Here is an 11,328-nt window from a genome sequence, read left to right as displayed (position 1 = left end):
TAACCAAGATCAGGAAGAAAATTAATGCCAGACCGAGAGAAAAACTCAATTTCTTGACTCCGGCTGAGGTCTTTTTCAAAAATATTTCGTAATGTTGCACTCGCTGGTTGACTCTGCCCGCAATAAGATATTATTTGTTTAAACGATGAAAGAAATGAAACGTATTCAAGGTCATTACGTATGGATATTGGCAGTGGTGTGTATCTGTTCGCTTTTCTTGTTTATCGGAGAGGCGTTTTTCAATACACGTGGTGAGCCACGTGAGGCAGTAGTGGCGCTTTCGATGTTGAAGGAAGGAAATTGGATTCTTCCCATAAACAATGGGGTGGAGCTGGCTTTCAAGCCACCTTTGTTCCACTGGATGATTGCTGCATTTTCTACCGTGACCGGAGCGGTGACCGAATATACTTCCCGTATGCCTTCGGCATTGGCACTTGCCGTGATGGTGTTTGCCGGGTACGGGTTTTATGCCCGGCGCAGAGGGGCGGAAGTGGCTTTTCTGATGGGGCTGCTCACGCTTACTAACTTTGAGATGCACCGTGCCGGTACGAATTGTCGGGTGGACATGGTGCTTTCAGCACTGATGGTGCTGGCACTTTACCAGTTATACCGGTGGGGCGAAAAACGGTTGAAAGGAGTGCCCTGGCTGGGTGTGCTCTGTCTGAGTGGAGCTTTCCTCACAAAAGGACCGGTAGGTGTGTTGTTGCCCTGCCTGGTGGTGGCGGTGTTCTTGTGGATAAGGGGAATGAATTTCTGGCGCATCTTCTTTTCTTTTTTGGGCATTGTGTTGCTTTTGTGCGTGCTTCCGGCATGCTGGTATGTGGCTGCTTACAGGCAGGGAGGCGACCGCTTTCTTCAGTTGGTATTGGAAGAGAATGTGTTGCGCTTTTTGGGAAAGATGTCGTATGATTCGCATGTCAATCCGTGGTATTATAATTTCATTACTGTCTTTGCGGGTTATGTGCCTTACACGTTGCTGGTACTGATATCTTTGTTCTGTTTGCGTTACAGGCGCATTCAGGCAAAACCTGCCAGATGGTGGGCGCGTCTTAAGACGTATGTCCGTAATATGGACGATGCACGCCTGTTTTCGTTGCTCAGCATTGCGATTATCTTTGTGTTCTATTGTATACCGAAGAGCAAGCGCAGTGTGTATCTGTTGCCCATTTATCCGTTCATAGCCTATTTCCTTGCCGAATACATGATTTATCTGGTGCGTCATCATCGCCGTGTTCTTGTGTCATTCGGAGGTATTATGGGCGGTTTGTCTATTTTGTTGTTTCTGGTATTTGTGGCGGTACGTTGCGGCATGGTGCCCGATACGGTATTTTCGGGTAAGCATGCGGCAGAGAATATTGCCTTTATGCATGCCTTGGAGCAGACTTCTATCGGGTTGAAATGGATTGTTCTGTTGTTGCCACTGGTGGCGGTAGGCATTTTCTTCCGGGTGAGGAAGAAGAGTGGATGGACTTTGCTGTATGCCACAGTGGGCATTGTTTTCACCCTTTTTTTTGCCTTGGACGGTTTTTACCAGCCTACGGTGCTGAATGTGAAGTCGGACAAGCCTGTTGCCGACTATATTGCAACCGTTGTGCCGCAGGGTAGGTTGTATTCGTATCGCACGGATGTGTATACCGCCAATCGTACCCATCCGTTTACCATCAATTTTTATTTGGGCGACCGTATCGTGCCTTTTGATGTGTTTTTGCCCGATGCGGGTTATCTGGTGGTAGGTGAATCGGATGTGGAAGCTTTCCGCGAGGCTTATCCGGCATACGAAATCAGGCAGGTGTACGACAGTCGCCACCGGAGTTGTGATGACCATAAGGTAGTACAACTGTATCAGTTCAGGAAGGTTGGTCAATGAAGCAAAGGCATTTATATGGTGAAATTTTCCGCTTCGGGATAGTAGGTGTAGGGGCTACGGCGTTGCATTATGGCATCTATTACCTGTTACAGCGGTTTATCAATGTCAATGTGGCATATACTGTGGGGTATGTGTTGTCGTTTGTTGCCAATTTCTATGCTACGGCTTATTTCACTTTTGCCTCGGTGCCTTCGTGGAAGAAGCTGTTCGGGATGGGGGTGGCACACGGCGTCAATTACTTGCTTCACATCGTGTTGCTGAATATTTTTCTGTATGTTGGCATTTCGAAGGCATGGGCACCATTACCTGTGTTTGCTATTGCCATACCGGTCAATTTTCTGTTAGTTCGATTTGTTTTCAAACATAAAAGATAATGCTATGAAGTTTGTGATAATCGTTCCTTGTTACAATGAGGAGGCAGTATTGCCCGAAACTACTTACCAGCTTTCACGCGTGCTCGACGGTTTATTAGAGCGTGGGGTCATCGGGCATGGGATGATTCTGTACGTAGATGACGGGAGTAAGGATGCTACGTGGGGGCTGATACAGAAGTATGCCGAAGAGAATCCGTATGTGGAAGGATTGAAGCTGGCTCACAATGTGGGACATCAGCATGCCTTGTGGGCAGGGCTGGAATGGGCATCGGCACATGCCGATGCTGCCGTGTCTATAGATGCCGACCTGCAAGACGATGTAGAAGCCATCGGCACAATGGTGGATTATTATAATAAAGGTATAGATATCGTGTACGGTGTGCGTCGCGAGCGGAAGACCGATACGTTCTTCAAAAAGCATACGGCTTTGGCTTTCTATCGGCTGATGCGTGGATTGGGAGGTGAGATTGTGTACAATCATGCCGACTTTCGTCTGATGAGCCGGCGTACTTTGCAGGCATTGGTATCGTTTCCGGAGCGTAATTTGTTTTTGCGGGGTATGGTTTCATCACTGGGCTTTCCTTCGGCACTGGTATATTACGACCGCAAGGAACGTTTTGCCGGTGAGTCGAAGTATCCGCTGAAGAAAATGATTAGCTTTGCACTCGATGGCATTACGTCTTTCTCGGTGCGTCCGTTGCGCTACATCACTTATCTGGGATTGTTTTTTATGCTGATAGCCATACTTGCCATTTTTTACGGGCTCTGCTCGTATGCCGAAGGCAGTGCCTTGCCCGGCTGGACTTCTCTTCTGGTATCGGTGTGGTTCATCGGTGGAGCTATTCTGTTGGCGTGCGGTATCATAGGCGAATATGTGGGCAAGATATACAAAGAGGTAAAACAACGTCCGCGTTATTTCATCGAGCAGACCACGTTTAAATCAAATGAAACACAGCTTAACGCAGGTGTACGTGGATAATGTCTTTATCGTGTGGTATATGCTTTGTTCTGGCTACACTGTTAATATTGTAAAAATGTAGCTCCTGTAGTTAAACATTTGTTTGTTGTCAGACTCTAAAAAGAAAACTTTAATCTATTTGTATTGTGAAGAACAGCAAGAAACATATACTTTGGGCGGCAGGTCTTGTACTGGCATCTTTTTCCCAAGCACAAGACCTGACATTGAATGACAGTTGTTATTTTGAGCGGCAAGGAGTCAACGTATTGGTATTCAGCAATAGTTTTAATGGTGGTTTCAACGATGAGAAAAATTCAGGCATTGAGATTATCCAGCATGGCATTCGAGCCATTCAAGGGGGGGCTGTCCGCTTGAATAATACTCCCGAGCAATGGGACTTGGTGCCAAAGATGACTTTTCGGAAGGTGGACCGTGAGCAAGGAAGCATTGAAGTAGGCTTGCGCTACGATGACTATGATTTTGATAGCCGGATTGTGGTTACAGCCAAAGGTGAAGCGGTAGAGATAGCTGTATGGCTTGATAAGCCTGTGCCCGAAAAGCTTGTGGGCAATGCGGGGTTGAACCTGGAGTTTCTTCCGTCAAGATATTGGCTGAAGACATTTACGATGGATGGCCGTTTGAATCGGTTCCCGCGTTATGCTACCAGCCAGACTGTTGCCCGCCCCAATAGCGAGAAACCTCGGCAGTTTAAAGGATTCAAGACTTATGACGACCGCGGTACAGGATGTTTCGTAGACCCTCTTCCTATTGAGACGGGGCACAGCATTACAATGGCAATGGATGACCCGGAACGTATGATCAGTATTCGTAGCAATGATGCGGAACTGAAGCTTTACGATGGGAGGATGTTGGCTCAGAATGGCTGGTTCGTGCTCCGCAGTGTCCTGCCTCAAGGTAAAACGGGTAAGGTAGTAAGTTGGATTGTAGAGCCTCATGCCGTTGAGGGATGGATAAGGAAGCCCAATATCGGATTCTGTCAGGTGGGTTACATGCCAGAGCAGCCGAAAGTCAGTGTTATTGAGTTGGACAAGCGCGATGTGCCGGAAGCCACCGCTGTACTGATGCGTATCAACAAGGACGGGACGATTTCGAAAGCTTACGAGGGGAGAGTTGATGTTTGGGGACCTTATTATAAGTATAATTATGTGAAGTTTGATTTTTCGGAGGTAAAGGAACCTGGTATTTATTACATTCAGTATGATACCGTGAAGACCAATAATTTCCTGATAGATACGAAGGTATACGACAAGATTACCGATGCTACCACAGATATATGGGTACCCATTCATATGAATCACATGTTTGTAAACGAAGGCTATCGTGTATGGCATGGAGAACCGTTCAAGGAAGGATACTTGCAGGCTCCGCCAAGTGATCATTTCGACCTGCATTACCAGGGGAGTGCAGCTGATACAAAATACAAGCCATTGGAACTCATTCCGGGCTTGAATGTCGGTGGGTTCTTTGATGCAGGAGATTTCGATATCGAGACAGGGGCGAACATCAATGTGGTAGAAAACTTGATTCGTGTATGGGAGCTTTTCAAGCCGTTACGTGATGAAACCTTTGTGAGCGAAACGCAGCGTTATGTCGACCTGCACCGTCCCGATGGAACTCCCGACATTCTGCAATACATTGAACACGGTGTGTTGAATCTTGTGGCACAGGCTGAGCAGATAGGACACATGGCTTCTACGTTGTCGAACTCAGTGCTTGATAATTATCATCACTTGGGAGATGCCGCATCCATTACTGACGGATTGCATTATGACCCCTCACTCAAGCCTTATGAAGTATCTGCGGATGGGAAGCGGAGCGGTACTCCCGATGATATGTGGGCTTTTACGACCCGTAATCCCCGGCTTGATATGCGTGCCGCGACAATGTTTGCTGCGGCAGCTCATGCATTGGAAGGTCATAATGACAGCCTTGCAGCACGGGCACTGAAGCAATCGAAGCGTTTGATGAAAGAAGCAGAGAAGCTTTTGAGCCAGCGTACCGAATCCAAGCGGAACAATGCGCGTACAGGACTGGGCGGCATAGCTGCTACCAATTTGCAGCTTTATATCGCTACTCAGGAAAAGGAATATTTGGATGTATTTGAAAAAGAGATATGGAAGGAATTAGACCGGAACTTGAGGTTCAGTCTTCAGACAGCCCTTGATGCTATTCCTTATATGAATGAAGATTATCGCAAGCAGTTACGTCCTTATGTAGAGCAATATGCAACGTATATTCAAGATTTCGACCGGCAGAATCCGTATGGTGTGCCTATCGGTACAGGCAACTGGGCGGGAATCGGTCCGTTGCTTAGCTTTGGGACTACCGTATGCTTTGCACATCTTTATTATCCCGACATCGTGGCGAAAGATGAAGTATACCGGACGGCTAATTGGCTCTTCGGTTGTCATCCTTACCATAATTATTCATTTGTTGCCGCAGTAGGAGCTGCCCGTCCGAAGTTGGTCTTTTATGGAAATAATCGTGCCGACTTCTCATTCATACCAGGCAATGTAGCTCCCGGAGTGCTTTTCCGTAAGCCCGATCATTTCGAGAACTTCGATGATTGGCCTTTCCTTTGGGGGCAGAATGAGGGGACTATTGCTGGCAACACGCAATACATTATCTTTGGCTTGGCTTTCAAGCATATTGTTGAGGAGAAAAAATAAAAAATCTGTCTTGAAAGTAGATTGTATAGAGGTGTAGTATTCATGATAATCAATGCAAAGACGCGAAAGTGCTGTGACTTGTAAAATCATAGCACTTTCGCACCTTTGCATTGATTAAAATATAGAGTATCAATTATTTTTGTTCGCACGTTTGCGCTCGGTCTCGTCGAGGATAATCTTACGCATACGCATGCTCTTGGGTGTTACTTCTACGTATTCGTCTTCCTTGATGTATTCCAATGCTTCTTCCAGCGAGAATACCACCGGTGGAATGATGCGTGCCTTGTCGTCCGAACCCGATGCACGCATGTTGGTCAGCTTTTTCGATTTCGTGACATTTACCACCAGGTCGTTTTCGTGTACGTGTTCGCCTACTACTTGTCCGGCATATACTTCTTCCTGCGGATAGATGAAGAAGCGGCCGCGGTCTTGCAGCTTGTCAATGGCATACGCGAAGGCAGTCCCGCTCTCCATGGCAATCATCGATCCGTTGGTACGGCGGGGAATATCTCCCTTGTAGGGTTGGTATTCCTTGAATCGGTGTGCCATGATGGCTTCTCCTTGCGATGCAGTCAATACGTTGGTACGCAATCCGATAATACCGCGCGATGGCATATCAAACTCGATGTTCACACGGTCGCCTTGCGTTTCCATCGAAACCATTTCACCTTTACGGCGGGTCACCATGTCAATCATCTTGCTGGCAAATTCTTCGGGAACGCTGATGGTAAGTTCTTCAATCGGTTCGCAACGTACCCCGTCTATTTCTTTGTAAATAACCTGTGGCTGGCCTACCTGCAACTCGTAGCCTTCGCGGCGCATGGTTTCAATCAGTACTGAAAGGTGCAGCACACCACGTCCCGATACAATCCATTTGCCGTCTTCATTCTCGGTCTTGCGGACGCGCAGGGCAAGGTTCTTGTCCAACTCTTTCATCAGGCGGTCTTGTATGTGGCGAGAAGTCACATATTTGCCTTCTTTCCCGAAGAAAGGAGAGTCGTTGATGGTAAACAACATGCTCATCGTAGGCTCATCGATGGCAATAGGGGGCAGTGGCTCCGGATTTTCGAAGTCGCAGATGGTATCACCGATTTCGAATCCTTCTATGCCGATGATAGCACAGATGTCACCCGATGAGACCGATTGCACTTTCTTGCGTCCCAGTCCTTCAAATGTATGCACTTCCTTGATTTTCGATTTCAGCATCTGTCCGTCACGTTTTGCCAGCGTGATGTTCATGCCTTCGCTGATAGTTCCGCGATGCACGCGTCCTACGGCGATACGCCCTGTGTATGAAGAATAGTCGAGCGAGGTGATGAGCATCTGTGGTGTGCCTTCCAGTTGCTTGGGGGCTGGGATATATTTTACGATGGCATCCAGTAGCGGTTCGATGGTACCGGTAGGCGTTTTCCAGTCTTCACCCATCCAGTTGTTTTTTGCCGAGCCATAGAGCACGGGGAAATCCAGCTGGTCTTCCGTTGCGTTGAGGCTGAACATCAGGTCGAACACCATTTCGTATACTTCTTCAGGACGGCAATTCGGTTTGTCCACCTTGTTCACTACTACGATGGGTTTCAATCCGATTTGCAATGCCTTTTGCAGCACGAAGCGTGTCTGCGGCATCGGGCCTTCGAAAGCGTCTACCAGCAGGATACATCCGTCTGCCATATTCAATACACGTTCCACTTCACCACCGAAATCGGCGTGTCCCGGCGTATCGATGATATTGATTTTCGTACCCTTATAGTTGATAGATACATTCTTCGAAAGGATGGTTATCCCTCTTTCACGTTCCAAGTCGTTGTTATCCAGCACCAGTTCACCGTTGGTCTGGTCGTTGCGGAACAAATGTCCCGCCAGCATCATCTTGTCCACGAGTGTCGTCTTTCCATGGTCTACGTGGGCGATGATAGCAATGTTTCTAATGTCTTGCATACTATACCTATTATTTGGGCGCAAAGTTACTATTTTTTCTCCAATTTGTTCAAATCAAATGTCATGTATTTGATAAATTAGTATGCTATGTTTTTGCCGATTACGGATTTCGTAATTGGCAAATAACGTTGTGCTTTAATTAGTCATTAAATAATCGTATCGTTTTAGGGTAAAAACGATGGTATTTTCTTGTTATGCCCATATATATCAATATAAACGACGGATATAGTATGCATGCAGGGATGGTTAAGAATAATTGGCAGGTTAACCAGGTATAATCGAATGCATTCCCGTTTGCCATTGCATTAATTGAATGCGTACACATAATGATTCCGCTTAAAAAGGCGATGCATTGGATTAAGAACTGGAAATTCAATGCCCGGCAGGCTTGTTCCGATAATTCCCGATTCCTTCTGCCTCCTTTGTATAGCCAATAAAACCAGGCAAGTAAGACTGAGGCGAAGGGGAAAGGCAGTAATCCACCAATTAATATACATGCATGAAAGCAGAATATATGGTTGTATCCATTAAAACTTGTAGTAATATGATTCATAAGGTTTTAATTAGATTATTTTCATTATGTGAATAAAAGCGACAAGATAAAAACGAAGTCAATCAGCAGTAAACAAAGATAAAAGATTGTCCACCATTTGACATGTTTAGAAAAAGCTTCGTCCCTTCCTATATATCCTAAGTAAATAGCGGTAGTTACAATAAAGATAAGGGGGACTATCGTTATCAAGTATTTGAATCCGTCACTTGCATTAGCATACTCCCATGGATTATAAAAATGATTCACGGGAAAATGAAAGCCAAAAAGAAATACTACACTGGATATAAATGAAAACTTATGCAGCAATGTGTTTGCCAGCCTTCCTTTCAAGATTGTTAAAGTGGTTTCCATAATAAATTTTATTTTGATTGATATCCGCAAATATAACACAAATTTTTCTCTTTATGATATTGTTATGGAAGATATTTTAGCAAAAGTGTTTGCCGTATAAAAGATTATTCCTATCTTTGCACCCGCAAATTGATTTATATAAATAATAAAACAGTCAAAATTATGTATTTAGACGCAGCTAAAAAGCAAGAAATCTTTGAAAAGTACGGAAAGTCTAACACTGATACTGGGTCTCCTGAGTCTCAGATTGCATTGTTTTCATACCGTATTTCTCACCTGACAGAGCACTTGAAGCTCCACAGAAAAGATTATACAACTGAAAGATCTTTGACCAAGCTGGTAGGTAAGCGTCGTGCATTGCTCGACTACTTGAAGCGTAACGACATCGAAAGATATCGTAACATCGTGAAAGAGCTTGGTCTGCGTAAGTAAGGCTTTACTTAGAGCGAACGAAACAAAGAAGAGTGCCGTTTGTCCGAGGAGGATAGACGGCACTCTTCTTTGTTTGGGAGTCTCACTATGCACAATATATGCCCTCTGCGAACGAAGATATACTTCATCGGCAGTTTAATATATACTGCAACAGCCAACGAAGATATACTTCATCAGCCAACGAAGTATATCTTCATTTTCAATGGGGTCGGGTTGGCAAATCTAAAGGACATTCAAATATTGAATTTTAGAATGAAATGGAACGCTTTTTTCCTGAAGTAAACAGGCTTTTTATTATTGAGGGAAGTAATGCAACGGCATTATAGAAGGTAAATGACTCTGTTTTTTCGGGAAAGAATGAGTTTGCTTCAAAAATGAAATCAACTTTCATTTTGAGGCAGACTCACATTCTTTCATTATTTATGCAAATCAGGAGTCAAACGTAGTTATTTCCCAAGAGTTATCACTTCGTTCAGAAGTTAAAGGCCAATATCCTTGCTTCTGAAAGCGGTACAAAAGGTCTTGGTATCTAACTCCCAACCCACCAAACGGGCGATAACTCCTTATAACTCCCTTTTAACTCCTGATTCGCATTATTTTACTTCTTATTCTATTAGCAAATCATCCTGCCCAGTTTTCCCGGTCCAGATTGCGGTAGCTGATGGCTTCGGCAAGGTGGCGAGGGAGGATAGCTTCGCTTCCGTCTAAATCGGCAATGGTGCGGGAGACTTTCAATATGCGGTCGTAGGCACGGGCAGAGAGGTTGAAGCGTTCCATGGCGGTGCGCAGGAGATTCATGCCGTGTGGGTCGGGTTGGGCATATTGGTGGAGCAGGCGAGAGGTCATCTGTGCATTGCAATGAATGCCAGGAAGGTCGGCAAAACGCTTTGCCTGTATCTGCCGGGCACATATCACACGTTCGCGGATGGCGGCACTCGATTCGCCTTTCTCCCGTTCGGCAAGCTTCTCGAACGGTACGGGGACGATTTCTACCTGAATATCAATGCGGTCGAGCAGTGGACCGGAGATGCGGTTCAAGTATTTCTGCACCTGTCCGGGTGTGCAGACACAATGACGTGTGGGATGGTTGTAATAGCCGCACGGACAGGGATTCATAGAGGCTATCAGGGTGAAGCTGGCAGGATAATCCAAGGTGTATTTGGCACGTGAGATGGTGATGCGCCGGTCTTCCAGCGGCTGGCGGAGTACTTCGAGTACACTTCGGTTGAACTCCGGAAGCTCGTCGAGGAACAATACGCCGTTGTGTGCCAGGCTGATTTCACCCGGCTGGGGATTGGTGCCTCCGCCTACCATGGCGACTTGCGAAATGGTGTGGTGCGGGCTGCGGAACGGGCGGACAGCGATAAGTGACGAGTCTTTTCCCAACTTGCCTGCTACAGAATGAATCTTGGTAGTTTCTAAACTTTCGGCAAGCGAGAGCGGAGGCAGGATGCTGGGAAGGCATTTCGCCATCATCGACTTGCCGCTTCCTGGTGCTCCTACCATAATAAGGTTATGGCCGCCTGCTGCTGCTACTTCCAGTGCGCGCTTTACATTCTCTTGCCCTTTTACATCGGCAAAGTCGAAAGGAAAGTTCGACTGGCTTCGGTAGAATTCCTCACGGGTGTTGACGACGGTAGGTTCCAGTTCGCGCTTGCCATTGAAGAAGTCGATGACTTCGGTGATGTTTTCCACGCCATATACATTCAGGTTGTTGACCACGGCGGCTTCGCGTGCATTCTGTTTGGGCAGGATGAAGCCTTCGAAACCTTGCTGGCGGGCGCAGATGGCTATGGGAAGGGCGCCTTTGATGGGCTGCAGGCTTCCGTCCAGGCTCAGTTCGCCGATGATGAGGTAGCGGTCGAACTTGTCGGTAGCTACGGCACCCGTCACTCCCAGTATGCCAAGTGCCAGCGGCAGGTCATACGATGAGCCTTCCTTGCGGATGTCGGCAGGAGCCATGTTGATAACTATCTGGCAGGTAGGAAATTTGTATCCGTTGACTTGCAGGGCGGCAACGATGCGTTCATGGCTTTCTTTTACGGCAGAGTCGGGCAGTCCTACGAGGAAGAACTTGATTCCCCGTGAGCTGTTCACTTCGATAGTGACGATGGTGGCGTCTATTCCTTGTACGGCGGCGCCGAAGAGTTTGATTAGCATTTAAGGTC

At 46.5% G+C, this 11,328-nt stretch carries 7 protein-coding genes; 5 read left to right on the top strand and 2 right to left on the bottom strand.

Going from position 1 to position 11,328, the window contains the following annotated elements; translation table 11 throughout:
* Nucleotides 1-154: 154 nt before the first annotated feature.
* The 4 genes from B5F25_RS14690 to B5F25_RS14675 all read left to right on the top strand — a co-directional run bounded on the left by B5F25_RS14690 (nt 155) and on the right by B5F25_RS14675 (nt 5,889).
* Nucleotides 155-1,867, top strand: coding sequence for a glycosyltransferase family 39 protein (locus tag B5F25_RS14690; protein ID WP_087250414.1), 1,713 nt, complete (start codon nt 155-157; stop codon nt 1,865-1,867).
* The gene (locus B5F25_RS14685; protein ID WP_022038995.1) at nt 1,864-2,241 is read left to right on the top strand and encodes a GtrA family protein; all 378 of its coding nucleotides are present in this window, start codon (nt 1,864-1,866) and stop codon (nt 2,239-2,241) included. Before B5F25_RS14690 ends, B5F25_RS14685 begins: the two co-directional genes overlap by 4 nt.
* A 4-nt stretch (nt 2,242-2,245) precedes the next feature.
* A complete protein-coding gene (locus B5F25_RS14680; protein WP_087250413.1) occupies nt 2,246-3,220 on the top strand; it encodes a glycosyltransferase family 2 protein in 975 nt (324 codons plus the stop codon).
* A 125-nt stretch (nt 3,221-3,345) separates the two neighbouring features.
* Nucleotides 3,346-5,889 carry a glycoside hydrolase family 9 protein gene (locus tag B5F25_RS14675; protein WP_206423555.1) on the top strand — a complete coding sequence of 848 codons (2,544 nt, stop codon included), beginning with the start codon at nt 3,346-3,348 and terminating at the stop codon, nt 5,887-5,889.
* Nucleotides 5,890-6,018: 129 nt separating this feature from the next.
* On the opposite strand, the gene typA is transcribed toward B5F25_RS14675, so the two are convergent.
* Nucleotides 6,019-7,824, bottom strand: coding sequence for a translational GTPase TypA (gene typA / locus B5F25_RS14670; RefSeq protein ID WP_022038992.1), 1,806 nt, complete (start codon nt 7,822-7,824; stop codon nt 6,019-6,021).
* A 1,066-nt stretch (nt 7,825-8,890) separates the two neighbouring features.
* Between typA and rpsO the strand changes: the two genes are divergently transcribed.
* Entirely contained in the window at nt 8,891-9,160 is a 270-nt protein-coding gene (gene rpsO, locus B5F25_RS14660) for a 30S ribosomal protein S15 (protein ID WP_022038638.1), read from the top strand.
* A 621-nt stretch (nt 9,161-9,781) separates the two neighbouring features.
* Here rpsO and B5F25_RS14650 read toward each other — a convergent pair.
* Nucleotides 9,782-11,320, bottom strand: coding sequence for a YifB family Mg chelatase-like AAA ATPase (locus tag B5F25_RS14650; RefSeq protein ID WP_087250404.1), 1,539 nt, complete (start codon nt 11,318-11,320; stop codon nt 9,782-9,784).
* Between the last annotated feature and the right edge of the window lie 8 nt (nt 11,321-11,328).

Source organism: Bacteroides sp. An19, from assembly GCF_002160215.1.
GTDB classification, from domain to species: domain Bacteria; phylum Bacteroidota; class Bacteroidia; order Bacteroidales; family Bacteroidaceae; genus Phocaeicola; species Phocaeicola intestinalis.
This window is presented reverse-complemented; position numbering and strand designations above follow the sequence as displayed.